25 protein-coding genes and 1 other RNA gene are annotated in these 25,623 nt (G+C 45.6%); 18 read left to right on the top strand and 8 right to left on the bottom strand.

What is annotated here, in order from left to right; genetic code table 11:
* Window positions 1–7: 7 nt before the first annotated feature.
* The 3 genes from APB76_RS21555 to zapA all read right to left on the bottom strand — a co-directional run bounded on the left by APB76_RS21555 (window position 8) and on the right by zapA (window position 1,138).
* Window positions 8–595 carry a 5-formyltetrahydrofolate cyclo-ligase gene (locus APB76_RS21555; protein ID WP_054962061.1) on the bottom strand — a complete coding sequence of 196 codons (588 nt, stop codon included), beginning with the start codon at window positions 593–595 and terminating at the stop codon, window positions 8–10.
* Window positions 596–627: 32 nt separating this feature from the next.
* Window positions 628–810: non-coding RNA, 6S RNA (gene ssrS, locus APB76_RS21550), on the bottom strand.
* Between the two features lie 19 nt (window positions 811–829).
* A complete protein-coding gene (gene zapA / locus APB76_RS21545; RefSeq protein WP_049845388.1) occupies window positions 830–1,138 on the bottom strand; it encodes a cell division protein ZapA in 309 nt (102 codons plus the stop codon).
* 236 nt (window positions 1,139–1,374) lie between these two features.
* On the opposite strand from zapA, the gene APB76_RS21535 reads away from it, so the two are divergent.
* The 3 genes from APB76_RS21535 to APB76_RS21525 are packed head-to-tail and all read left to right on the top strand — an operon-like array spanning window position 1,375 to window position 4,397.
* Entirely contained in the window at window positions 1,375–1,953 is a 579-nt protein-coding gene (locus APB76_RS21535) for a YecA/YgfB family protein (RefSeq protein ID WP_054962059.1), read from the top strand.
* 11 nt (window positions 1,954–1,964) lie between these two features.
* The gene (gene ubiH, locus APB76_RS21530) at window positions 1,965–3,140 is read left to right on the top strand and encodes a 2-octaprenyl-6-methoxyphenyl hydroxylase (protein WP_054962058.1); all 1,176 of its coding nucleotides are present in this window, start codon (window positions 1,965–1,967) and stop codon (window positions 3,138–3,140) included.
* A gap of 24 nt (window positions 3,141–3,164) precedes the next feature.
* Window positions 3,165–4,397, top strand: coding sequence for an FAD-dependent 2-octaprenylphenol hydroxylase (locus APB76_RS21525; RefSeq protein WP_054962057.1), 1,233 nt, complete (start codon window positions 3,165–3,167; stop codon window positions 4,395–4,397).
* 42 nt (window positions 4,398–4,439) lie between these two features.
* Here APB76_RS21525 and APB76_RS21520 read toward each other — a convergent pair whose 3' ends face one another.
* The 3 genes from APB76_RS21520 to ygfZ all read right to left on the bottom strand — a co-directional run bounded on the left by APB76_RS21520 (window position 4,440) and on the right by ygfZ (window position 6,727).
* The gene (locus APB76_RS21520; protein WP_049845384.1) at window positions 4,440–4,646 is read right to left on the bottom strand and encodes a DUF1107 domain-containing protein; all 207 of its coding nucleotides are present in this window, start codon (window positions 4,644–4,646) and stop codon (window positions 4,440–4,442) included.
* Between the two features lie 622 nt (window positions 4,647–5,268).
* Window positions 5,269–5,766, bottom strand: coding sequence for an aminoacyl-tRNA deacylase (locus APB76_RS21515; RefSeq protein ID WP_049845383.1), 498 nt, complete (start codon window positions 5,764–5,766; stop codon window positions 5,269–5,271).
* Window positions 5,759–6,727 (bottom strand): tRNA-modifying protein YgfZ, encoded by a 969-nt coding sequence (gene ygfZ, locus APB76_RS21510; RefSeq protein WP_054962056.1) that lies wholly within the window; start codon window positions 6,725–6,727, stop codon window positions 5,759–5,761. The genes APB76_RS21515 and ygfZ overlap by 8 nt, the downstream gene beginning before the upstream one ends.
* A 200-nt stretch (window positions 6,728–6,927) precedes the next feature.
* Between ygfZ and APB76_RS21505 the strand changes: the two genes are divergently transcribed.
* On the top strand, window positions 6,928–7,188 hold the full coding sequence (locus APB76_RS21505; RefSeq protein WP_049845381.1) for an FAD assembly factor SdhE: 261 nt from the start codon (window positions 6,928–6,930) through the stop codon (window positions 7,186–7,188).
* A 43-nt stretch (window positions 7,189–7,231) separates the two neighbouring features.
* The gene (locus APB76_RS21500) at window positions 7,232–7,555 is read left to right on the top strand and encodes a hypothetical protein (RefSeq protein ID WP_235431342.1); all 324 of its coding nucleotides are present in this window, start codon (window positions 7,232–7,234) and stop codon (window positions 7,553–7,555) included.
* A 10-nt stretch (window positions 7,556–7,565) separates the two neighbouring features.
* Here APB76_RS21500 and nadB read toward each other — a convergent pair whose 3' ends face one another.
* Window positions 7,566–9,179 carry an L-aspartate oxidase gene (gene nadB, locus APB76_RS21495; protein WP_049845380.1) on the bottom strand — a complete coding sequence of 538 codons (1,614 nt, stop codon included), beginning with the start codon at window positions 9,177–9,179 and terminating at the stop codon, window positions 7,566–7,568.
* 414 nt (window positions 9,180–9,593) lie between these two features.
* Between nadB and rpoE the strand changes: the two genes are divergently transcribed.
* From rpoE to acpS, 11 genes are all read left to right on the top strand, one after another.
* A complete protein-coding gene (gene rpoE / locus APB76_RS21490; RefSeq protein ID WP_004415624.1) occupies window positions 9,594–10,172 on the top strand; it encodes an RNA polymerase sigma factor RpoE in 579 nt (192 codons plus the stop codon).
* 25 nt (window positions 10,173–10,197) lie between these two features.
* A complete protein-coding gene (locus tag APB76_RS21485; RefSeq protein ID WP_054962055.1) occupies window positions 10,198–10,812 on the top strand; it encodes an RseA family anti-sigma factor in 615 nt (204 codons plus the stop codon).
* Complete coding sequence (rseB, locus tag APB76_RS21480) at window positions 10,809–11,774, top strand: sigma-E factor regulatory protein RseB (RefSeq protein ID WP_054962054.1); 966 nt, start codon at window positions 10,809–10,811, stop codon at window positions 11,772–11,774. The genes APB76_RS21485 and rseB overlap by 4 nt, the downstream gene beginning before the upstream one ends.
* A complete protein-coding gene (locus APB76_RS21475; protein ID WP_054962053.1) occupies window positions 11,771–12,241 on the top strand; it encodes a SoxR reducing system RseC family protein in 471 nt (156 codons plus the stop codon). The genes rseB and APB76_RS21475 overlap by 4 nt, the downstream gene beginning before the upstream one ends.
* Before the next feature lie 127 nt (window positions 12,242–12,368).
* Window positions 12,369–14,162, top strand: coding sequence for a translation elongation factor 4 (gene lepA, locus APB76_RS21470; protein WP_049845376.1), 1,794 nt, complete (start codon window positions 12,369–12,371; stop codon window positions 14,160–14,162).
* A gap of 132 nt (window positions 14,163–14,294) precedes the next feature.
* Window positions 14,295–15,191: a signal peptidase I gene (gene lepB / locus APB76_RS21465; RefSeq protein WP_049845375.1), complete on the top strand. Its 897-nt coding sequence runs from the start codon at window positions 14,295–14,297 to the stop codon at window positions 15,189–15,191.
* Between the two features lie 148 nt (window positions 15,192–15,339).
* The gene (gene rnc, locus APB76_RS21460) at window positions 15,340–16,017 is read left to right on the top strand and encodes a ribonuclease III (protein ID WP_049845374.1); all 678 of its coding nucleotides are present in this window, start codon (window positions 15,340–15,342) and stop codon (window positions 16,015–16,017) included.
* Window positions 16,010–16,987 carry a GTPase Era gene (era, locus tag APB76_RS21455; protein ID WP_054962052.1) on the top strand — a complete coding sequence of 326 codons (978 nt, stop codon included), beginning with the start codon at window positions 16,010–16,012 and terminating at the stop codon, window positions 16,985–16,987. The genes rnc and era overlap by 8 nt, the downstream gene beginning before the upstream one ends.
* Before the next feature lie 102 nt (window positions 16,988–17,089).
* A complete protein-coding gene (gene recO / locus APB76_RS21450; RefSeq protein WP_054962051.1) occupies window positions 17,090–17,812 on the top strand; it encodes a DNA repair protein RecO in 723 nt (240 codons plus the stop codon).
* A complete protein-coding gene (gene pdxJ / locus APB76_RS21445; protein WP_054962050.1) occupies window positions 17,809–18,540 on the top strand; it encodes a pyridoxine 5'-phosphate synthase in 732 nt (243 codons plus the stop codon). The genes recO and pdxJ overlap by 4 nt, the downstream gene beginning before the upstream one ends.
* A gap of 2 nt (window positions 18,541–18,542) precedes the next feature.
* Complete coding sequence (gene acpS / locus APB76_RS21440; protein ID WP_054962049.1) at window positions 18,543–18,923, top strand: holo-ACP synthase; 381 nt, start codon at window positions 18,543–18,545, stop codon at window positions 18,921–18,923.
* 21 nt (window positions 18,924–18,944) lie between these two features.
* Here acpS and barA read toward each other — a convergent pair whose 3' ends face one another.
* Entirely contained in the window at window positions 18,945–21,734 is a 2,790-nt protein-coding gene (barA, locus tag APB76_RS21435; protein ID WP_054962048.1) for a two-component sensor histidine kinase BarA, read from the bottom strand.
* Between the two features lie 183 nt (window positions 21,735–21,917).
* Here barA and rlmD point away from each other — a divergent pair, with 183 nt between their 5' ends.
* Window positions 21,918–23,237, top strand: coding sequence for a 23S rRNA (uracil(1939)-C(5))-methyltransferase RlmD (gene rlmD / locus APB76_RS21430; RefSeq protein WP_054962047.1), 1,320 nt, complete (start codon window positions 21,918–21,920; stop codon window positions 23,235–23,237).
* Between the two features lie 72 nt (window positions 23,238–23,309).
* Window positions 23,310–25,529 (top strand): GTP diphosphokinase, encoded by a 2,220-nt coding sequence (gene relA / locus APB76_RS21425; protein WP_054962046.1) that lies wholly within the window; start codon window positions 23,310–23,312, stop codon window positions 25,527–25,529.
* Window positions 25,530–25,623: the final 94 nt, after the last annotated feature.

Raw genomic sequence — 25,623 nt, 5'->3', positions numbered from 1 at the left:
AAGAGGGTCAATCCCATTGCCAAATCTTGGTTGGAGTCACAACTTTCGGCAGTGGTACATCCCAAGATGCTATCGGCAACTGTTCCACATGCTGACAATCGTGGGCAAGTCCAATTGGTATCGGTCCTTTTCCTGTCTTAAACCAAGGTTCTAAGGTTCGATCATAGTAGCCTCCTCCCATACCTAATCGATGACCTCTAGAGTCAAAACCGACCAGTGGCGTGCAGATAAGATCGAGTGACTTGGCCGGCAGGATTTGGCTTTGAGCGAGTTTGGGTTCAGGTATTGAATAGCGATTTAGCACCATTGGGGTCGTTCGATCATAATGCAGAAACAGCAGGTGGCCTTTGGAAAAGGGATGAATGACGGGCAGGTAAGTTTTTTTACCTTGCTGCCATAGCCACTCAATCAGAGGCATGGTTTCAAGTTCGCCATCGGTCGTGAGATACAAGGCGATATGATGGGCTTGAGACAGTTCAGGTAGACGTGAGAATTGTTTAATTAAATCCAGCCCTGCGAGATGCTGAACATCACTATTCAGTTGATTGCGCTTGTGACGAATTCTTGTACGAAAGTCTTGTCGGGATAGTGTCATGACTGTACCCATGGTTAATGGGGTTCAGGTAAGGATACCCCAGAGTGCCGTTGGAGAAATGGACCCTTGAACCAGCTGGTTCAAGGCGGATCAGCAGAGATAACCGTAGGCTTCTCGGTACAAGCCGAGCCTGCTCAATAGCTACCAAGTACTAACCCTTAGGTATTGCTTATCGGCTCAGGGACTTAATCCCCTCACGAACACTCCAGGGTAAATTCTTGACGGTGTAAAGGTTTATTGCTGTCCTGGCTTAACTTTACTAATTGCGTTGTCTAACGATGCCGAAAGGAGTTCCATTCGCTCATATATGGCATCTTGTTCCTGCTTAGAATTACTGTCACGCGCTTCTAGCTCATGACAAAAGTTTAACGCAACAAAGGTCAAAAGTTGAACTTCATTGGTAATCTTGGTTTTCGCTGACATATCTTGTAGACGCTCTTCAAGGCGTTCTGCGGCTTTAATTAACGACTCTTCTTGTCCTGCTGGACAATTTACGAGAGTGAGTTTGCCTAAGATTTCAACTTCTACCGCTTGATTACTCATATCGACTCTATATCGGTTGCCTAAGGTGATGACGCAGATAATCACCGAGGAGGAAACTATAGAAAAACGCCAATTAAGATTCAAGCTTTTCAGAGCAGTGATAGGTAAATCAGAGCGTAATAACACAGTATTTGGGCAATTTGTTCAAAAGCTGCCCACAATCGCTAATCGCTCGTTTTCGCTCGCTGTGGTAAGTGATACGATTGGAGATATTTAGATAAATTTAGGCCATTCCAATGAGCGAAACAAAACTACCTGATTACCTAGCATTTGCCAGTGAACTGCAGTCGGCAGGATTAGCGGTTAATCCTGCTGAGTTGCATGGGTTATTGATAGGCATGCTAAGCGGTGGCTTGAGCCTGACGGATAAAAGCTGGCAACCAATGGTTTTTGACTATGTGAGTGAGGGAATGGGGTGGCCAAGCAAAGCGCTGAAACTGGCTGAAGCAACCTTAGACGCGAGTATTGCTGAACTTACAGGCTCTGGAATGGACATTAAAATGTTACTGCCAGATGAAGACGCAAGTGCCTCGCTGTTTGATATTGCAGATGGTTTAGCTGACTGGGTAAACCACTTTATCTCTGGATTGGGGTTAGTCAACGCTGAGCTTAAAAAGGCTTCTAACGATGTTAAAGAAGCACTTGCTGACTTAGAAGAGATCGCCAAGTTAGGCATCGATGAAGATGATGACTTACAAGAGCAGGCGCAACTACTTGAACAGGTTATTGAACACGTCAAAGCGTGTGTCTTAACTATTCATGCGGAATTTGGCCAAAGAAAAGCTGGACCGCAGCAAGCGCCAACGATTCATTAAAAGAGGTTTTCATGAAGCAGTTTGATGTGGTGATTGCTGGTGGTGCGATGGCAGGAATGACGCTTGCACTTGCGATAAATAAGCTTGCATCGCAGCCTCTGTCTGTGGCTGTGATTGAGCCGTTTCAGGTTGATCATAAATCGCACCCCGGGTTTGATTCTCGCTCAATAGCTTTATCATACGGTACAGTTTCAGTCTTAAAGCAGCTTGGTTTGTGGCAAGAGATTGCGAAAGTTGCAACCCCCATTGAACATATTCATGTTTCAGATCGCTCCCATGCAGGAATGACGCAGATTACCACTGAAGAAGTAGGCGTTGATGCATTGGGCTATGTCGTTGAACTGGAGGATGTTGGACGTATTTATCATCAACAAGTCCAGCAAGATACCCAAGTCGCTGTGCTGCATGCTGCGGTTGAACAGGTGCAGCGTAATGAAGAAAAGGTCACACTTGAGTTAAGTGATGGCAGCCATATCGAAGGGAAGTTATTGGTAGCGGCCGATGGCGCCATCTCTACTTGTTGCCAGCAAATAGGCATAGAGCTTTCTGAGTATGATTTCGAGCAAGTGGCGGTGATCGCCAACATCACTGCTCAATCGCCACACAATGGGCGTGCATTTGAACGTTTTACTCAATCAGGGCCAGTAGCCTTGCTGCCGATGTCGCGAGGACGAATGTCATTAGTTTGGTGCGTACGACCTGATAAAGCGCAAGAGATCATTAACTATGACGATGAACAGTTCCTCTCAGAGTTGCAAGATGCTTTTGGCTGGCGACTCGGGAAAATACAGAAAGTCGGCCAGCGAGCCAACTATCCATTACTGTTACGTTACAGAAAACAAAATGTTTCCCATCGTTTTGCCATTGTGGGTAATGCCGCGCAAACCTTGCATCCCATTGCTGGACAAGGATTCAATTTGGGTATACGGGATGTAGCGACGTTGGCAGAGCTCATTGCCGATTCGAGTGAAGATCCAGGTAGCTATAGCGCTTTAGCACAGTTTAAAAACTCGCGCAGTGAAGACCGCAGTGCAACCATCGCCATGACTTCAGCTTTAGTGCATATCTTCTCCAACGATTACTTGTCATTACGTATTGCGCGTAACCTCGGGCTATTTAGTATGGACAATTTCCCCGTGCTTAAAACCCCCTTATTAAGAAGAACACTAGGTTTAGTGGCTCGCTAGATACGCGAAAAAGGATACAAAACTATGATGAAAAGTGTAGATATCGCCATCGTCGGTGGTGGAATGGTTGGCTTGGCGCTTGCCGCTGCATTCAAGGACACTGAATTGCGTATCGCAGTTATTGAAAGTCGCGCGCCAGAGAGTGAGCTGAATGACTTACCAGATGTGCGAGTTTCAGCACTCAGCCGCTCAAGTGAAACTGTGCTTAAAAATTTAGGTGCATGGGAGGGTATTACTCAACGCAGGGCTGCTCCATATCAAGCGATGGAAGTCTGGGAGCAAGACAGTTTTGCTCGAATTGAGTTTGAAGCTCAACAATTAGCGCAACCGGATCTTGGTCATATTGTCGAAAATCGAGTGATTCAGCTTGCACTTCTTGAACAGGTTAAGCTGCAAAGCAATGTGACGTTGTACATGCCAGAGAAGTGCGCTTCAATGGCAATCGGAGAAAGTGAAGCTTGGCTGACTTTAGATAGCGGTCAAGCGTTAACGGCTAAACTGGTAGTCGGGGCTGATGGGGCAAACTCTTGGGTTCGCAAGCAGCAAGATATCCCACTGACACATTGGGATTACGGCCACAGCGCAATCGTTGCTAATATCCGCACTAAAGAGAATCATCTTCGAGTCGCAAGACAGATCTTTACTCCGCAAGGTCCTTTGGCATTTCTTCCTTTAGGTGAAGACAACTTGAGCTCGATTGTCTGGTCAACGGATCCGAGTCGTGCAGAACGCCTTATCAATATGTCTTCAGGTGAGTTTAATAGAACCTTAACGGCTGAGTTTGATAACCGTTTAGGGTTGTGTAAAGTTGAAGGTGAACGTTTCGCATTTCCACTGAAGATGCGTTATGCGCGTGACTTTGTTACTGAGCGTGTTGCCTTGGTTGGTGATGCTGCACATACCATTCATCCATTAGCGGGGCAGGGAGTGAATCTTGGCCTGTTAGATGCTGCGAGTTTAGCTGAGGAAATTATTCAGCTCTGGCAAAGTGGAGAAGATATTGGTTCTAAGCGTAATTTACGCGGATATGAGCGGTGGCGTAAATCGGAAGCCGCCAAGATGATTGCTGCAATGCAAGGGTTTAAAGACCTTTTTGAAGGAAGTAATCCAGCGAAAAAGCTTATTCGTGGTATTGGTATGAAACTCGCCGGTCAACTGCCGGGAGCGAAAGATGAAATCATGAAACGAGCATTAGGCTTAAAAGGGAACCTTCCTCTGTTAGCGCAGCAATCACGCCACAAATCACAAGCGATATGAATGCAAAAAGGGTTGGCACTGCCAACCCTTTTTTTAATTCTGTTATGCGTATGCGCAGCGAAGCTTCATGATTTCTTGGTTAATCTCTTTTACCGTTTGGAAATGCTTACGCTCTGCTTTTTCTGGCAAGATCAACTTACCGTTATCAAATTCAAACTTACCAACCCCGTAAATGTAAATTCTTCCCTTAAATAGCCGACTAATGTGTTTAGCAATCATACTTGGTGTATAGCGCTTAAACAGTCTCATACAGTTATCCTTATCTTTAGCAAGCACTGCAAATTATATGTGTTTCCCACCCTGAAAATTGTGATTGTGATGGTGGAAAATGCAGATAAAACTGGTTTGTTTGGATATTTGTGTTGCTGTAGACAAAAACACGGATAAATATCCAATTTATTGTGATAATTACCTCACTTATCTTCTGACAGCGGAACTCGCGTCAGAGTTCAATCGCGAAACATTAAACCTCAGTTATATGACACATTTAAGAATAGTTTAACTTTTTGGATTGGGTGTAAAGGAATTGTGATTTTTCGTCAAAAAAAAGCCCGCTTTGATGCGGGCGAATAGTCACAGATGCATTACACAAAAAGTGGATGTCCTGAAACAATCAGTGGATTCACTTTTTAGTTGGAGAAGGATTCACATACCTTTCGAGCCACATACCAACTCTAAGAAAAGCTGTGTCATTCAGGCCAAAACGTATAGCTGAACGAACTTTAACCAACGGAGACAGCATACTTCAAAAAAATCACCATGACTACTTATGCTTGTTTGGTGAATAATAATTTAGTTAAGAAAAAGCTAATGATGCGATAGTGCTCAAGGTTTGATGAAATCGATTGCAACAAGCTTGTACACCTTCTACCTAGTTATGGGTAGAAGGTGTTTGATTGCGGCAGATATCGCCAATGAGAGGTTGGGTTAGTTGAATAAGATCTTCGCAGCTTAATGCGAGGCCTGCCATATTAGAGCCGCTGCTGATAGTGACTTCCGGTTCTGCCAAAAGTTGTTGGTCGAAAACAATTGTCATTGGTGTGCGCAGCAATAATGGAACGACTGTACCGATTTGGTATCCGGTGAGACTGATAACTTCATCCATAGACACACAAGTCATTCGCCGCCAGCCGAGTAATGCACGAACCTTTTTGGGATCTACCGATTTATCCCCAGGGGCGCAGGCAATGGCATAGCGGTTACTCATATCGCGCAGAACGATAGATTTAACCATTTGTTGCGGGCGAATGCCTCGTTGCTTTGCCGCATCTTCTATCGTTGTTGCTGGTGTTTGGTGTGGCAGCAGGCGAAAGTGAACCCGCTGCGACTCAAGATATTGCGTAATATGAGTTGAGGAAAGATCAGTCATTGTCTTCGAGTGAGTAGGGCAGATTAACAAAAGTCCATTCGCTCTCTGGCTGATCTTTTAAGCGCAGCTTAGTGTCTGCATCAAGATTGTTAGGCAGTACGATAAGCGCCAGCGCTTTGCCATCACTGTAGCGGTATTGCGCAATCAGCTTACCTGCGCTACGCCAGTTTTCACCTACTGCGCGCTCTAATTCTGCATTGACATCAATGCTAGTGTCAGCCTTACCTTGAACGATAAACAGTGCGCGTTTATTGATACCACGGTACTTGGCTCGCGCGACCGTTTCTTGTCCGGTATAGCAGCCCTTGGTAAAGCTAATTCCCCCAAGTGCTTGAATATTTAATGCTTGCGGTATGTGTTCATTCTGTTGTTGTGCATTGAGTAGTGGCAAGCCCGATTGAATATCTAGCAAGGTCCAGAGTTCATCTGTTACTTGCTCTGCTTGGCTCGCGGCAACGATTTTCTCTGCGGCGGTTTGTTCAACGAGCAGTAGCCAACGCTGCTGGTCAATTTTAACCGCAGTACCGCCTTGGATTGAGCGTACATTGCCAGTCTGCGATGACAGCGAGTCGACAAACGTTGTTGCAGATGTCCCCATTAAGCCCAGCGCGATATCTTCTGTTTGCGTAATCTCTACTTTTGAGAAAATCGCATATTTCTTTAGCTCAATCAGCTCTTTTTCTATAATGGATGTTGGTTGGAACATGGCATAGCCGCCGTTGTGGTGAAACAGTCGAAATACGCTCCACATTTTACCTTTTGCATCGCAATGAGCGCCGAAAGTTGAGTCATGCTCATCTAACGTAACCACATCACACGTCACCTGACCTTGAAGGTAAGATTTTTTGTCATCTCCAGTTATAGTGATGGCACTCCAAGAGGGAAGCACTGCTACTGAAAGTTGAGGAAGTGCATCGTTTGACGCAAGTTGTAGGGGAGCAAACGCTTTCTGCCAGTCCATGATTGATTCCTAATAGAAACTTTATAGGCGTATGTTAGCGCTGATTCCTAGTGATAAACAACCTTTAGAGTTGTAGGCGTTTATTTACCATCTGAAGGTCGAAAATCATGACCTTGCTCGGGAGTGTGACTGACGTACTAGTTGTCAGCGAAATTGCTTGTTACACTCGGCGCAAACAACCGGATAGGTGAGGAATTAGAATGTATACCGCAGAACAAAAAGCGCGTATCAAATGGGCATGTCGTCGTGGAATGCTAGAGCTCGATGTTGTGATTATGCCGTTCTTTGAAGAATGTTTTGACGCCCTACAAGACAATGAGCAGAAAGATTTCGTGTCTCTATTAGAGTGTGATGACCCTGATCTGTTTACATGGATTATGGGTCATGGCCGCAGTGAGAACCTTGGTCATGCTTCTATGGTAGATAAGATTGTCGCCCATAACCTCAGTAAAGTGCGTTAGGCTTAATCTTAGCCCCTCTTATATATCTATAATGGCCAGTGTCATGCTTTTGATGCTGGTCTTTTTGATTATTACCCTATCATCGATTCCACTTCCGGCTTCGCTCATGCTGATTTACTTACTGGGTAAATTGGCCGCTACCAAAGTGGATCTGTTGCCTACAATGCAAGGTGAGGTGGAGTTTATCTCTCCGACTCGTTATAAAACCGCTCAAGGAGTTAACCATATTCGAACGGTTAATTATGTGGCTATGGCTTTTGGCTTGTTAATTACACGCTCCGACAATAAGCGGGAAATTTTATGGCGTGATAGCCTGCCAGAAGCAAGCTATCGGCATATAGTGGTGATGTTAAAAAGGGAGCACTAAGCTCCCTGGGTTATTTTTGCTTCTCTGGTAGTAGTATGGTCGGGCCGCTATCTTTAGCTAGCTCTGGGTAATCGAGAGTGTAGTGAAGACCACGACTTTCTTTTCGTTCCATTGCACAGCGCACCATTAGTTCAGCAACTTGCAGTAGGTTACGCAACTCAAGCAAATTATTGGAGACTTTAAAGTTGCTGTAATACTCGTGAGTTTCTTGTTGCAGCAACTGTATACGACGCAGCGCACGTTCTAGGCGTTTGTCGGTTCTGACAATCCCCATGTAATCCCACATAAACAGGCGTAATTCGTGCCAGTTATGTTGGATAACCACTTCTTCATCTGAACAACTCACTTGGCTTTCATCCCAAGCAGGAAGCGTTGGTGGCAATGTTGCTTTGGCAATATTCGCAATGATGTCATTGGCGGCAGCCCATGCATACACGACGCACTCAAGAAGAGAATTTGATGCCATACGGTTCGCTCCATGCAATCCTGTGTAGCTCACTTCACCAATCGCATAGAGCTGAGAAAGATCGGTTTGCCCCGTTTGCTCGACCATAACACCACCACACGTATAGTGGGCGGCTGGAACCACTGGAATTGGCTCTTTGGTCATATCGATGCCAAGGTCGAGTAAACGCATATTAATCGTTGGGAAGTGTTTCTCAATAAAATCAGCTGGCTTGTGGCTGATATCAAGGTACATGCAATCTGCACCCAATCGCTTCATCTCAAAGTCAATGGCTCGCGCGACGACATCACGCGGAGCAAGCTCTTCTCGCTCATCAAAATCGGGCATAAAACGAGAGCCATCTGGACGGCGTAAATAAGCCCCTTCACCACGTAGAGCTTCTGTGAGTAGAAAGTTACGTGCCTCTGGATGGTATAAGCAGGTTGGATGGAATTGGTTGAACTCAAGGTTAGCAACTCGGCATCCCGCACGCCATGCCATGGCAATGCCGTCTCCAGAAGATACATCCGGATTTGACGTGTACTGATACACTTTAGAAGCGCCACCAGTTGCAAGAACGACAAATTTCGCTCTGACGGTTTCCACATGCTCTTGGTTGCGGTTCCAGATGTACGCTCCAACTATTTTCTTCTCGTCACCACCGACTTTGTCTTCGGTGATAAGGTCTAGTGCGTTATGACGCTCTAGAACAGTAATATTTGGATGATTATGAACATTGTCCTGCAGCGAGGTTTGCATTGCCATACCGGTAGCATCAGCAGCATGCAAAATTCGTCGATGGCTATGACCACCTTCACGAGTCAAGTGATAGCGTGGAGCTTCATCACTGTCGTTCTCTTCACGATCAAAAGGTACACCACCATCGATCAGCCACTGCACGCACTCTTTGGCATTCTTGGCAATGAACTCAACCGTCTCTTGCTCGCAGATACCGGCACCAGCCACTAAAGTATCTTGGACATGAGACTCGATACTGTCTGATTCGTCAAATACGGCGGCAATGCCACCTTGCGCATAATAGGTCGCACCTTCGCTACGCGGCCCTTTACTCAGTACGATTACCTTACCGTACTCTGCGACACGTAACGCCAAAGACAGTCCTGCTGCGCCACTACCCACCACTAACACATCACATTGATGTTCACGGTTTGCGTTCATAAAACTTTTAAATTCCCGAGTTAATTTGTACCTGTGCCATATTCATCCCGAAAAACCGTTGCGGCTTGGCAAGGTAACAGAGCGATCCCGCTCTAAAATAATTCAATGAATTGCAACGTCGACTCTGAAATCTAAAGAGTCAACTCACTATAGTACCACTGTGAGAGTGGCTTTGCATAAATGCAATTGTTCGTAAATAGCATTGCTTTTCTTTACCTTGATCCTCACAATCTGCAACAAGAAGTAGATTGAAGTGTCATTGCGTAAAAATAGTTTGAAGAATTTTTGAACTTATATTTATTTGCTAGGTCACAATAGTGCTCAAGTAGGCAGTGGTGTCAAGACTACATTTTGCATAATTAATGCTCATGTCTGAGAAGATTAGAGTGAATAACGATAGGAGTACCCGCTCGAATGAACGAGCAGCTGACCGATCAAGTATTAATTGAGCGAGTTCAGAATGGGGATAAGCAAGCATTCAACTTGTTGGTGACTAAGTACCAAAATAAAGTCTGCAACCTTATTTCTCGCTATGTGAATAATCCTGGTGATGTTCCCGATGTAGCGCAAGAAGCATTTATAAAGGCGTACCGAGCGATACCAAGCTTTCGTGGTGAAAGTGCCTTCTATACTTGGTTATATCGGATTGCCGTTAATACTGCAAAAAACCACCTTGTTGCCCAAGGGCGCAGACCGCCTGCACAAGATGTGGATACTGAAGATGCTGAATATTACGAAACAGGAAGTGCTTTAAAAGAAATTTCGAACCCTGAGAATTTAACGTTGTCCAATGAATTGAAACGTGTTGTTTTCAGTGCAATCGAAGCACTGCCTGATGATTTAAAAACCGCGATGACGTTGCGTGAGCTTGATGGCTTAAGCTACGAAGAAATAGCAGCGGTTATGGATTGCCCTGTAGGAACGGTACGTTCGCGTATCTTCCGTGCTCGTGAAGCGGTTGAAAAGAAAATTCAACCCCTTTTACAACGCTAGACCAGTAACATTAATGGTGAAAATAATGGCTGACAAAGAGAAACTTTCAGCACTCATGGATGGAGAGTTGGTTGATAAATCTCTAATTACTGAATTAGAGAAAGACCAAGATAGCCTACAGACTTGGCAAAGTTACCATTTAATTGGTGATGTGATGCGAGGTGAAGCACCGGAACAGCCGGAGTGGAATATAGCTGAAAGCGTAGCGTTAGCGTTAGAGAGTGAACCCGCGCACTCTAAGGTTACTCAGTTAGAAGAACATCGCTTGGTCGAGTCGCAACCGACGCCGTCACAAGCGCGTCGCCAGTTACCTGCTTGGTTAACTCAATTCGGTCAGGTAGCCATGGCCGCTTGTGTATCTTTGGCAGTTATATTGGGTGTCCAGCAGTATGGTGGAACGGATGCTGCGACTGCACCTGAGACGGAAACATTGCCTGTTCTTCAGACTATTCCATTTTCTGGTAGTGCAGAGCCTGTAAGCTTGACGCGCTCTTCCGTTGAGCAACCAGCGAATGAAGTGAATATTCAGGAGCAGCGCCGCCGCATCAATGCGATGTTACAAGATTACGAATTACAACTACGCTTAAACAGTGACAATACCATTGAGCATAGTGATAATCCTGAAACGGTAGTTGAATGAAAAAATTTCTGATCAGTGCGCTGACACTGTTCAGTTTGAATACACCAATAGCCTTTGCAGAAAATAACGCTGCAGAGGCTTTGTTGCATCAAATGAACGAGGCTAGTCAGCACCTTAGTTACGAGTTGTCTTATGTCCTGATAAAGAAAAATAGTATTGAGCCACTGCTTTATCGTCACGCTAAAGCAGAGGAACAACAACTCGCCCATCTCGTTTATCTTAGCGGGCCTGTCCGTGAGGTGATTCGTCGTGGCGACGAAGTGAGCTATATTGAACCAGGTGTAGAACCTTTCACCATTGAGTCTGGCAATATGGTTGCGCCGACGATTCCGTTGCTAAATTCGGATGTTAGTGAGTTGAGCAACTTCTATGATTTTATTCAGGTTGGTCGTGCTCGCGAAGCTGGTGCTGCCTGTCAGGTCTTGCGCGTTGTGCCGAAAGATGGCCAGCGTTACTCTTACGTTCTTTGGGTTGATGAGAAGAGCAAACTACCTTTGCGTGCCGATCTTGTCGATCGTGACGGTGAGATTTTAGAGCAATACCGCACCATCTCATACAGCGTCAATGATCGAATTAGTCAGATTCTTGGTGGTCTGAATCAAGTTAAATTGCCACAGGTACTTTCTCTACCAAAAGGCCAAATCACGAACCCATTTTGGACAGTGGGTTGGATCCCAAATGGGTTCGAGCCAAAAGAACTTAATCGCTATCGTATGACCAATACTGAGCGTATGGTTGAAAGCCAGATGTACAGCGATGGGCTGTTTAGCTTTTCGGTTTACGTGTCAGATAGTGATAATTTGTCACTAAAAGGGCAGCTTGTCCGCCAAGGTCGTCGCACCTTACATAGCTTTGTCCGTGGTGATCGCGAGATCTCTGTGATTGGCGATATACCGCCAGCAACGGCCAAGCGCATTGCTCAATCGGTAACGTTTACTGCCAATGAGAGTGCCACGCAATGATGACTGCATTGGCTACTGTCTCTGCCGTTAAGCCTGTTTCCACTGGTTTTGACGTAGAGCTAAGCTGCGAGCAACAAACTAGCTGTAGTAGCTGCTCCTCACAAAAGAGCTGTGGTACGGGCATTGTATCTAAAGCTGTCGGTAACAAATCTTTACACTGGCACCTAGTGACGCAAAAGTCGGTGAAAACTGGTCAAGTGGTTGAAATTGGTCTGCCAGAGAAAAGTTTGCTCCAATCGGCGGCAGTGGTTTATTTAGTGCCCTTGTTTGCTTTGATCTTGGGTGCATTCGTTGCCCAGTGGTGGCTGGCGCCATTGTTTTCCGTTGGGGAAGGGCTGGTTATTTTCACTTCTGCTGCCGCAACGGTCGGTGGTATTTTCCTCGCAAAACGACTATCGGCTAAATTAGAGCAGCAATCTTCGCAACAAGTCATACTATTAAGGGTGTTGGGCGAACCAATTAGCTAGTGCGAAGTGACTAGAAATTGGGTAGAATCTGCCAACTTGATTGAAATGCCGTCGTTCACCTTGAGAAAATGCAAGGTTCAGAGCGGCTTTCTTGTCCCTATTTAAAAGAGTTTAGTCACACCAAATCATGAAGCACATTCGTAATTTTTCGATTATCGCCCACATCGACCATGGTAAGTCGACCCTATCAGACCGTTTGATCCAAGTATGTGGTGGATTAAGCGACCGTGAAATGGCCTCACAGGTTCTGGACTCCATGGATCTAGAGCGTGAGCGTGGTATCACCATTAAATCTCAGAGTGTGACTCTAAACTACACAGCGAAAGATGGTGAAACATACCAACTTAACTTCATCGATACACCAGGGCACGTTGACTTCGCGTACGAAGTTTCGCGTTCGCTTGCTGCCTGTGAAGGTGCGCTGCTGGTTGTGGATGCGGGTCAAGGTGTAGAGGCTCAAACTCTTGCTAACTGTTATACCGCGATCGAAATGGATCTAGAGGTGGTGCCAATCTTGAACAAGATTGATCTTCCAGCCGCAGACCCAGAGCGTGTCGCAGAAGAGATCGAAGAAATCGTTGGTATCGACGCGATGGAGGCGACTCGCTGTAGTGCGAAAACGGGTATTGGTGTTGATGATGTTCTTGAAAATATCGTATCAGCGATCCCAGCGCCAGAAGGTGATCCGGAAGCACCACTACAAGCACTAATTATAGACTCTTGGTTCGACAACTACCTTGGTGTCGTTTCTCTGGTGCGTATTAAAAATGGCGAACTGAAGAAGAACGATAAGATTAAGGTAATGAGCACAGGTCAAGTTTGGGGAGTTGACCGTCTTGGTATCTTCACACCTAAACAAGTCGATACTGATATTTTACGTACTGGTGAAGTTGGTTGGGTGGTTTGTGGTATCAAAGACATCCTAGGCGCCCCTGTCGGTGATACGCTAACGCTAGCAAAACATGGCTGTGAAGCTGCGCTACCTGGTTTTAAGAAAGTAAAACCTCAGGTCTACGCTGGCCTATTCCCTGTGTCGTCTGACGATTACGAAAACTTCCGTGATGCGCTAGGTAAGCTAAGCCTTAACGATGCATCGTTGTTCTACGAACCAGAAAATTCTGCGGCACTGGGTTTTGGTTTCCGTTGTGGCTTCCTTGGTATGCTGCACATGGAAATTATCCAAGAGCGTCTAGAGCGTGAGTACGACTTAGATCTGATCACCACTGCGCCGACTGTAGTGTATGAAGTTGAAGAAACCAACGGTAATCTACTTTACGTAGATAGCCCAGCGAAGCTTCCAGCGGTTAATGACATTGAAGAAATTCGTGAACCGATTGCTCGCTGTAATATTCTTGTACCGTCGGATTACTTGGGTAATGTCATTACACTTTGTGTTGAAAAGCGTGGTGTTCAGGTTGATATGGTTTATCACGGAAACCAAGTAGCAGTGACTTACGATATCCCGATGGCAGAAGTGGTACTTGATTTCTTCGACCGTCTGAAATCAACCTCTCGTGGTTACGCTTCGCTGGATTACAACTTCCAACGCTTTGAAGCTTCGAATATGGTTCGTGTCGATGTGCTACTAAACGGCGATACAGTAGATGCGCTTGCGATGATAACTCATAAAGATCACTCACAAACACGTGGTCGTCAGCTAGTCGAGAAGATGAAAGAATTTATTCCTCGTCAGATGTTTGATATCGCGATTCAGGCTGCAATTGGTAATCACATCATCGCCCGTTCAACGGTTAAACAGTTACGTAAAAACGTAATTGCCAAATGTTACGGTGGTGACGTGAGCCGTAAGAAAAAGCTCCTGAAGAAGCAGAAAGAAGGTAAGAAACGTATGAAGCAGATCGGTAACGTAGAGCTGCCTCAAGAGGCCTTCCTTGCCATTCTGCACGTAGGTAAAGACTAATCCCTGTCATATTTGCCATCGCAGCGTTACTGTCTGTGCAAACTATTTATGGGATTGCTTGAAACAAATTTAATTGGTAAGTGGAAGGGTTTCGGCTCTTTCACTTTCGTATTTTTGAGATAAGGGAAGTCAATGGCGAATACATTTTCACTCATCCTAGTACTTGTTACTTTGGTGACCGGTGTTGTCTGGGTCTTAGAAAAATTGGTTTTTGCCAAGAAACGTCAAGCGAAAGTGGCCGAGGTCGAAGCTCAAACTAACGGTTTAGATGCTGCCATTGTTGAAAAAGTGAAAACGCAACCTTGGTGGATTGAAAATAGTGTGTCTATTTTCCCTGTCATTGCTGTTGTTCTGGTACTACGCTCATTTATTTATGAACCATTTCAGATCCCATCGGGGTCTATGATGCCAACGCTTTTGGTTGGTGACTTTATTTTGGTTGAAAAATACGCATACGGATTGAAAGATCCGGTTTGGCGTACTCAGTTAGTAGAGACAGGTAAACCACAACGCGGTGATATCGTGGTATTTAAGTACCCACCACAGCCAAGCATCGATTATATTAAGCGTGTTGTAGGCCTTCCGGGTGATACCGTGCGTTACAACAGCAAAAAAGAAGTCTGCATTCAGTCTCAAGGCGACACAAGCTGTCAGCCAGTGAGACTGTCTAACGTTGAAGAGAGCCAATTCATTCAAAATGGCATTCCACTGATTCAGTTGGATGAAAAACTAGGTGAAGTTGGTCATCAAATTTTGGTTAACCCACTGCGTCGCGACCGTGTTGAGTTGTATCAACCACGTAATGGCGTCAACGAATGGGTCGTACCTGAAGGTCAGTACTTTGTTATGGGTGATAACCGCGACAACAGTGCAGATAGCCGCTACTGGGGTTTTGTTCCAGAGGGCAACCTAGTCGGTAAAGCGGTCGGTATTTGGATCAGCTTCGAGTTTGAGCGTGATGCAGATAGTGTTTTACCTTCTTGGATTCCAACTGGTGTTAGGTTTAACCGCATCGGTGGTATTAACTAAATTTTCGTTATAGTTGGTACCACAGCGTTGTTGACTGCATAAATCCACCCTAATCACATAGAGCCTCTATGTTCATAGGGCTGGATTTATTTGTCGCCTAGCTGTGAAATCAACTATTTAGAAAATTCGAAATTATGAATGAGAGAGCATGAATTCTCCTATTGCAAAACTAGAGAAAAAGCTCGGTTATCAATTTAATGATGCTGAGTTAATCAGTTTGGCGCTGACACACCGCAGTGCTAATGGAAAACATAATGAGCGTCTTGAGTTTCTGGGCGATTCAATTTTAAGTTTTGTCATTGCTGATGATCTTTATCACCGTTTCCCGAAGGTCAATGAAGGGGACATGAGCCGTATGCGTGCCACACTAGTACGTGGAAACACGCTGGCGGAGCTAGGTCGTGAATTCGAACTAGGAGATCACTTAAAATTAGGTCCAGGTGAATTAAAAAGTGGCGGTTTCCGTCGTGACTCAATTCTTGCCGATGCTGTAGAAGCCATTATTGGTGCCATCTACCTTGATAGCGATATCGAAGTCGTACGTGGCATTATTCTGAGCTGGTATAAAACGCGTCTTGATGCAATCAAGCCGGGAGTTTCGCAAAAAGACCCGAAAACGCGCCTTCAGGAATTTCTTCAAGGGCGAAGAAAGCCGCTACCCGCTTATACAGTGACTAATATTAAAGGTGAAGCACATAACCAAGAGTTTACGGTTTCGTGTGAAGTGGCAGGTATTGGACAGCCTGTTATTGGTAAAGGCACCAGCCGCCGCAAGGCAGAACAAGCGGCTGCTGAATTAGCACTAGAGCAATTGACCAATGACTGATTCAACTGACAACAACGAATTTGATATCGACACGTTTTTCTCATCGAACAGTGAGAAAGAGAGTTCACCAGAGAACCAACACTGTGGTTTTATTGCGATCGTAGGTCGCCCTAATGTAGGTAAGTCGACACTGCTCAACCGCATCCTTGGGCAGAAAATTTCGATTACATCACGTAAACCGCAGACGACTCGTCACCGTATTATGGGTGTTGATACTGAAGGTGATTATCAAGCAATTTACGTTGATACACCGGGACTACATATCGAAGAGAAGCGCGCAATCAACCGCTTGATGAACCGCGCAGCGAACTCTTCGTTAAGTGATGTAAACCTAGTGTTTTTCCTCGTTGATGGTACGCACTGGACTAACGACGATGAAATGGTTCTGACTAAGCTGCAGAAGTCTAACTTCCCTGTGGTTTTGTGTGTCAACAAGGTAGACAACGTCCAAGATCGCAATGACGTCATGCAACACATGATGGATATGTCGAAGAAAATGGAGTTTGTTGACGTAGTGCCTATCTCGGCAAAACAAGGCAAAAACATCGACGTACTGCGTAAACATGTTCGCGACCATTTACCTAAAGCGACGCACCACTTTCCTGAAGAATATGTGACTGACCGATCTCAGCGCTTTATGGCGTCAGAGATTGTGCGTGAAAAGCTTATGCGTTTTACCGGTGAGGAATTACCTTACTCGGTAACGGTTGAGATTGAGCGTTTTGATTACAACCCGGAAACGGATGGTTTCCACATCAATGCCCTTATTTTGGTTGAGCGTAATGGCCAGAAGAAGATGGTAATTGGTAAAGGGGGTGAGAAGATCAAAACGATTGGTCGTGAAGCGCGACTAGATATGGAAGAGCTGTTCGGCCGCAAGGTTTACCTAGAAACTTGGGTAAAAGTAAAATCTGGTTGGGCGGATGACGAGCGAGCACTGCGCTCTCTTGGCTATATTGACGATCTATAAGCTGCGCGAGGCTAAATGCTTCGCTCCGTGCAAGACGAAATAAGGAGCCAGATGGCTCCTTATTTTTTATCATAATTATTTAATAATTCTGTGGCAGATTTTATGTCCTCTGAAGGTTTACAACGCTGCTTTGTTTTACACCGCCGCCCTTACAGCGAGTCGAGTTTGATTCTCGATGTGTTTAGTGAGGAGTATGGCCGTGTGACGTTAATGTCAAAAGGGGCTCGAAGCAAACGTTCGAACCTCAAGGGCGCGTTGCAACCTTTTACCCCGCTGCTACTTAAATGGTCGGGTAATGGCTCAATGAAAACTTTGCGTCAAGCCGAGCCGATCAGCCTTGGTTTGCCTCTGACGGGAGTCAACCTCTATTCGGGGATGTACGTCAACGAATTAGTGGGGCGAGTGCTCATGGCAGAAGTAGCTATGCCAGCGTTATTTCACGATTACTTACATGCACTGACGGAATTGGCTCAGTGTGACAATCCTGAACCCGCCCTGAGACGATTTGAACTCGCACTGCTTTCTTCGATGGGCTACGGCGTTGATTTTCTGCATTGTGCTGGTACGGGTGAACCTGTTGACCCCAGCATGACATATTGCTACCGAGAACAAAAAGGGTTTATTGCTTCAGTACGTAAAGACAATCTCACTTTCCATGGCAGTGAACTGATCGCCATTAGTGAACGTAGATTTACCACAAAAGAACAACTTAAAGCGGCAAAACGCTTTACACGTATAGCATTAAAGCCGTATCTTGGCGGCAAACCATTAAAAAGCAGGGAACTCTTTCTTAGCATGGTTCCCAAACGGAGTATTGGAAAATGAGCTCAATTTACCTAGGTGTCAATATCGACCACATTGCAACGCTACGTAACGCGCGCGGTACTAAGTACCCAGATCCGGTTCATGCTGCTGAAATTGCAGAGCGTGCGGGTGCTGATGGTATTACGATCCACCTACGTGAAGATCGACGCCATATTGTTGATCGTGATGTGCGTATTCTGCGTGAAACACTGCAAACGCGTATGAACCTAGAAATGGCCGTCACTGACGAGATGGTTGAGATTGCACTTAACACTAAACCTGAATACGTCTGTCTTGTACCAGAGAAACGTGAAGAACTAACAACGGAAGGTGGCTTGGATGTCGCAGGACACCTCGAGAAAGTAAAAGCAGCAACCCAAACGCTAACCGAGGCAGGTATTAAAGTGTCTCTGTTTATTGATGCAGACCGTGAGCAAATTGATGCAGCAAAAACGTGTGGCGCACCATTTATTGAATTGCACACTGGTCATTATGCAGACGCGGAAACTGAAGAAGATCAGCAAGATGAGCTGAAGAAAATTGCTGCTGGTGCAAGCTATGCAGCTGATCTCGGTATTACCGTAAACGCAGGGCACGGTCTGACTTACCACAACGTGGCACCGATCGCAGCAATCCCAGAGATTTTTGAGCTTAACATTGGCCACTCGATTATTGGTCGTGCGGTATTTGATGGCTTGCACAAAGCGGTTGCTGACATGAAAGCGATTATGGTTGAAGCGCGTCGTTAAGCATGGCAATTGTTGGTTTAGGCACAGATATCGCAGAGATCGAACGTGTTGAAAAAGCGCTTGGTCGAAGTGGTGAGCCATTTGCTAAGCGAATACTGACTCAAACAGAGTTAGAAAAATTTGCTACTCTCAAACAGCAAGGACGCTTTCTGGCTAAGCGCTTTGCAGCGAAAGAGGCTGCATCAAAAGCATTAGGTAGTGGTATCGCACTTGGCGTCAGTTTTCATGACTTTGAAATCACCAACGATGAGTTAGGTAAACCAGTGCTAAGTCTGTCAGGTACAGCCTTGGAACTAGCCAAACAAAAACAGGTGGAGCATATCCACCTGTCTATTTCTGATGAACGGCACTATGCTGTCGCCACCGTTATTTTAGAGAGCTAACTGTTTAGCTCTCTTCCATTTTTAGGTTTCCAAATAAGGCCTAGCGCTCGCGACCACTTTCTCCATCTCATCTTGTAGCTCGAATAACTCAGGCTCGATATCCTCAATAGCAGAACCTGAACGTAACGCTTTCTCTATTGCCGCACAGACATTTTTTAGCCTCGGTACGCCGCAGTATGAGCTGCTGCCATGCAGTTTATGCACATGATGAATCAACTGCTCAATATCAAAATGGTCATCTTCGAGCGCGGCGTCAACGATGGAGCTGACCTCTGGAATATAGTCGACCAACATCTTGAGCATATCACGTGCTAGATCCTCTTTATTGGCAGACTGTTTAAGCGCGGCTTGCCAGTCAATGATCATATTGTTGTGCTCAGTTGGAGGAGACTCCTCGATTTGGCTATCGATAGAAAGCGCACCAGTAGTGATCTCTAGTTTTTCTAACTCTTGCTCATTGGTGTGTGGGTTCCAATGCATCAAGACTTGTTGCAGTACATGCTCTTCGATAGGTTTGGTGAGGTAGTCATCCATGCCAGCTTGAAGCAGTCGATCTCGTTCACCGCTCATCGCATGAGCGGTAACGGCGATAATTGGTGTATTAGCGTTTAACTCAGTTTGTTTAATCTTATTACAGGCGGTCACACCATCCATATGTGGCATTTGAATATCCATGAGGATGATATCAAAGTGCTGTACTTCGGCTTGCTTAACCGCATCGACACCGTTAGTACAGGTAATCACGCTTTCAACGCGTTCTTGAAGTAGAGCACTGATCAGTTTCAAGTTCGCAGGATTGTCGTCAACTGCCATGACTCTAAGCGGTAAGGTCTCGTTACTTTCTTCAGGGCTTTCAAGCAGTAGAATACTTTCTTGATTGGCGGCTAAGGTCTGCAGCAGCTTCCTACGCGAGAGTGGCTTAGTGATACAGTGAATATGGTATTGCTGAATCAAGTGATCAGACAGCGCCAATGCCGTGCTTGGCGTACCCACCACCACGTGCGGAGCACAGCGCATTGCTTGTTCGACCATTAGCTGCACTGAGTTGGTATCGTTGTCTTTACTTGGAGAAAGGTTGAGAAGCACATAATCAAAGCTTTCGGCTTCTTCAGGTAGAAAAGAACGATAGGTAACTATCAAGCCTTCTTGAACTAAGGTTTGCTGGATGACTGAGGCAGCTTGCATATTTGGCTCGACCAGTAACAAGGTACGCTGTCGTAGTGTTTGGGTTTCAACAAGATCGCTAACAGGCATATCTGTTGATGATAGGCGTAAGGTAAACCAGAATGTGGAGCCTTGGTGGAGGCGGCTGGTGAGACTTATTTCACCACCCATCTGGCTAACCAGTTTTTGGGTGATAACAAGACCTAGTCCTGTACCGCCATAGCGTCTTGATATACTGGCGTCAGCTTGGCTAAAGGCCTGGAAGAGTTGTGATTGCTGGCGCTCGGAAATACCGATGCCTGTGTCGCGTACCATAAACTGCAGCTCAACCGAATCGTCTCTTTGTGAGCGGAGTTCAACGCTGATATCAATGTTACCTCGCTCAGTGAACTTAATCGAGTTGCCGACCAAATTGGTCAGAACCTGCTGAATACGTAAGGGGTCACCGACAAGACCGGTTGGTATCTTAGGATCAACTTTTAGCGTCAGCTCTAGTCCTTTTTCGTGGGCGCTGGTGGCTTGTAAGCTAACCACTTCTTCAAGCGAGCCTTGGAAATCAAATGGGATATTTTCCAGTGCCAGTTTGCCAGCCTCCAGTTTCGAGAAATCAAGAATGTCATTGATAATATTGAGTAGGTTGTTAGCTGATTTTTCGATGGTTTGTAGGTAATCTGTTTGGCTGTTGGTCAGGGTTGTCTTAAGCATTTGGCGGGTAAAACCAATCACTCCATTGAGAGGAGTACGTAGCTCATGAGACATATTAGCTAGGAATTCCGACTTCACGCGGGCAGCTTCTTGTGCACGTTTTTTCGCGATATCGAGTTCGACGTTTTGAATTTCTAGCTGTTCTAAGGTTTCTCGTAAGTCAGAGGTGGCTTGGTCGATACTGTGCTGCATTTCTACATGGTACTCAGACAGAGATACAGCCATCGCATTAATACCGTTTTTCAGTGAGTCCAACTCACCATGCATCTTACCTTCGATACGCACATCTAAATGACCACGGCGAATTCGGTCGACCATGTTTTTCATGTGCGAGATTGGTCGAGTCACATCGTACATCAAGCGGTACGCAAAGACGGCGGATAAACCTAAACCGATTAGCAAGACTAAAAACGCAGAGAAAATTTCTTGATACTGTTGCAAGCGCAATGAAGAAAGATCGAGTTCGATAGCAACATAGCCAAGAGCCGGATTTGAGTTTGGTCCTTTCATGGTGGCGACAAGCCCAGATTCGGCAATGACAGGTGCACGCAGAATTAAGGTATTTTCTTGTAAGTCTGAACTGACCAGAAGTGGAATCGGTTTATTGCGCGGAAAGGTCAACAGCTCAAAGTTTGGGTGGAAGTTCGAAGTAACAAACAGTTCGTGGTTGTAATCGAACACAGCGATACTGCGAACAAATTTAGAATTCTTACGATGGGCGTAGCTGATGATACGGCGCACTGATTCACGGCTGTTATTCTTTAATCCATCTTCACTGGCGATCGCCAGCGGTTCGATAATACTTAATCCTGAATTAATAACCTGCTTTTCTAAGTCGTGATAGCGGTTGAAAGAGAAAAAAGCACTCAGAAGTAGTCCGATAATTAGCGTCGGCGCTAAGGTAAGAGTAATAACGCGGGCGCGTAAGCCATATCTTGTCATTATTGTCTAAACATCGTGGTGTGGATATGGGAAAATAACTTCCAAAATAAAAGAAGCCGTCGAAGTAATCACCTAAGCATAATCAACTCAGTCGGCTCAGACAATGATTCAAGCGTAAAAGCTTGGGACACAAGCAGCAATTCGAGCAATAGGCCGTAAGGTCATAAATAGTAGGCACAAAGCATGGCGCGTTTTTTCCAACCAAAGAAGAAAACTCAACTGAATACCAAACATCAATCGCTGACGATTGAAAAGTTGGATCATCACGGCGCAGGTATGGCCTACCAGAATAAAAAGCCCATTTTTATAGAAGGTGCTCTGCCAGGTGAACAAGTTCTCGCTCAACTGACAGAAAGTAAGAGCAAGTTCGCTCGTGCAAGGTTAATTAAGATTCAAAAAATAAGCGAGCAACGTATAGAGCCATTTTGCAAACACTATGCTGAGTGTGGCGGCTGCAATATGCAGCATTTGTCTATTGAAGCACAGCAAGAGTACAAACAGCAGACTTTGAGCCAACTGATGAGTAAGTTTGCTGGGCAAAGTGTCGCTTTAGACGCACCAGTGGTGGGAGATGAGCGTAGCTATCGTCGCCGTGCCCGCGTTAGTATCAAGCTGAACAAGAAAACCCGTGAGCTAGAGTTTGGGTTTCGCAAAAAACAGAGCAAAGATATCGTGAACGTCACTCATTGCCCTGTGCTTGATACCGAGCTAGATAGCTTGTTAGCCCCTCTTTATCAGCTACTGAAAGGCTTCTCAAACCAAGAAGATATTGGTCATATCGAATTGGTTAAGGGGGACAATGCCAAGGTGATTGTGCTACGCCACTTAAAAGCACTTAAAGAGAGTGAGCAGCAAGCGCTTGAAGAGTTTGCTTGTCAGAATCAGGCAAGTCTGTATCTGATGCCGGAAACTGATCAACTTAATCATGTGCTTGGTGAGTCTGCCCACTATTTAGAAGCTGGTGTGACGATTCCGTTTGAACCTAATAATTTCATCCAAGTTAACCAAAAAGTGAATCAGGCAATGGTTGAGCAAGCGTTGTCTTGGCTTGAGCTGAGTGAGAAAGACAGGGTATTAGACCTATTTTGTGGTTTGGGCAACTTTAGTTTGCCAATGGCAAAGCAGGTGGCGAGTGTTGTCGGGGTCGAAGGCGTTGAGGCCATGGTTGAAAAAGCGACAAATAATGCCCAAATTAATGGTATTAGCAATATTGCTTTTTATCAGGCTAATTTGGAACAAGATATGTCTGGTCAGCCCTGGGCAGTCGAAAAATTTGATAAAATACTGCTTGATCCTGCAAGGGCGGGAGCCAGCGGTATTGTCGAGCAGTTGTCGGCATTGGGTGCCAGTCGAGTTGTGTATGTCTCATGCAACCCAGCCACCCTCGCCAGAGACTCACAAAGTTTGCTAGATCAGGGCTATAAATTGGAAAAATTAGCTATGCTCGATATGTTTCCGCATACAAGCCATTTAGAATCTATGGCGCTCTTTGCAAAGGATTAAAACGAACTTCCTTGGTCGTCAGTAGTCTGAACATGGGCAGTTCGATAATAGAAAAAGAACAGGACGAAAATAATGGTTGCGGTCAGAAGCGCACATTTAAATCAAGACGAACAGTTTGAGCTAGATAAGTGGATTTCTAGCTTAAGGCAAGACCCTAAAATATCTAAGCGCTTAAAAGAAGTATACCTCCGTGGTGAGGCTGTTTTGCAAGATAAGGAGCAAGGCCCGCTACTCTTGTGGCGTGGGCGCGAAATGGTCGAGATCCTTATTACGTTATCAATGGATAAAGCGACCCTAGTCGCGGCGTTATTATTCCCACTGGTTTCAAGTGATGCATACGGCCGAGAGCAGTTCGAAGAAGATTTTGGTAAAGAAACCATTAAGTTGATCGACGGTGTAGAAGAGATGGCCGCGCTAGGTCAGCTAAATGTGACACTTGAAGGTAGCGCAGCTTCTTCTCAGGTCGACAATGTACGCCGTATGTTGTTGGCGATGGTCGATGATTTCCGTTGTGTGGTGATTAAACTCGCGGAACGCATCTGTAACCTGATTGAAGTTAAGAAAGCACCGGATGAAGTGCGCCGAGCAGCAGCGCAAGAGTGTGTCAACATCTATGCTCCACTGGCTAACCGCCTGGGCATAGGTCAGTTAAAGTGGGAAATCGAAGATTACGCATTTCGCTACCAACAGCCCGATACCTACAAGCAGATAGCTAAGCAGCTCTCTGAGCGCCGTATTGTGCGCGAGCAGTACATCAAAGATTTTGTTGATGACTTGACATCTGAAATGAAGACCTCTTCTATTAATGCTGAGGTGAGTGGGCGTCCAAAACATATCTACAGCATCTGGCGAAAAATGCAGAAGAAAGGGCTCGCTTTTGACGAGCTATTCGATGTTCGAGCGGTACGTATTATCGCTGACAAACTGCAAGATTGCTATGCGGCACTAGGTACGGTGCATACCAAGTATAAGCACTTGCCAAGTGAGTTTGATGATTATGTAGCAAACCCTAAACCTAACGGTTACCAGTCGATTCACACCGTTATTCTCGGCCCTGAAGGCAAGACGATTGAGATTCAGATTCGTACTAAAGACATGCACGAAGATTCTGAACTCGGCGTCGCGGCACACTGGAAATACAAAGAAGGTGGCGGTGGCCGTAGTGGTTACGATGAGAAGATTACTTGGCTGCGTAAGCTACTTGACTGGCAAGAAGAGATGTCTGATTCGGGTGAAATGCTCGATGAACTTCGTAGCCAAGTGTTTGATGACCGAGTGTATGCGTTTACTCCACGTGGTGACGTAGTCGACCTACCAATGGGCGCGACACCGCTCGATTTTGCATACCACATTCACTCCGAAGTGGGCCACCGCTGTATTGGTGCTAAAGTCGCAGGCCGTATTGTGCCGTTTACTCATAAACTGGCAATGGGTGATCAGGTTGAGATTATCACCTCGAAAGAGCCTAATCCATCACGTGACTGGCTAAACCCATCAATGGGCTTTGTCACTTCAGGTCGAGCGCGCGCAAAAATTAATGCTTGGTTCCGCAAGCAAAGTCGTGAGAAAAATGTTGAAGCAGGGCGCGATATCCTTGAAGTCGAGCTGCAAAAAATTGGTGCGACGTTAAAAGACGCAGAACAGTATGCGTTGAAACGCTTTAACGTCAACAGCACTGATGAACTGTATGTTGGCATCGGAAGCGGTGATTTACGTATCAACCAAGTGATTAATCACATCAACGCGTTGGTAAATAAACCAACGGCAGAGGAAGAAGACCAACAAGCTCTTGAGAAGCTGCAAGAGGCAGAGAATAAAGCACCAGCGCAAAGTCGTCCTAAGAAAGATGCGGTCGTGGTTGAAGGGGTTGATAACCTGATGACCCACCTTGCACGTTGTTGTCAGCCTATCCCTGGTGATGAAATTGCAGGTTATATTACACAAGGGCGCGGCATTTCAGTACACAGAGCAGACTGTGAACAGCTAGAAGAGCTACGTCACCATGCACCTGAACGTATTATCGAAACGGTTTGGGGCAGCGGCTTTGTCGGCTCTTACATCTTAACTGTTCGCGTTGAAGCGATGGAACGTGGTGGCTTGCTTAAAGACATCACTAGCTTGTTTGCTAATGAGAAGATCAAGGTTACCAGCATGAAAAGTCGTGTTGATTACCGCACTCAAATGTCGATCATGGACTTTGATTTGGAAGTGACCAACGTTGAGATCCTAACGCGTGTGTCTAAGCGAGTTGAGCAGATCAAAGATGTGATGAGCGTTAAACGCCTCGGCTAGTTTTTACGTCGTATTTGGCTTTCTAACTGCGTTAACTTCACTATACTCGCTCCATCACATAGGCGAGCTATGCTCAGGAGTCTCGTAAGTTCGT

The organism is Vibrio bivalvicida (assembly GCF_001399455.2).
In the GTDB taxonomy this organism is placed as follows: domain Bacteria; phylum Pseudomonadota; class Gammaproteobacteria; order Enterobacterales; family Vibrionaceae; genus Vibrio; species Vibrio bivalvicida.
This window is presented reverse-complemented; position numbering and strand designations above follow the sequence as displayed.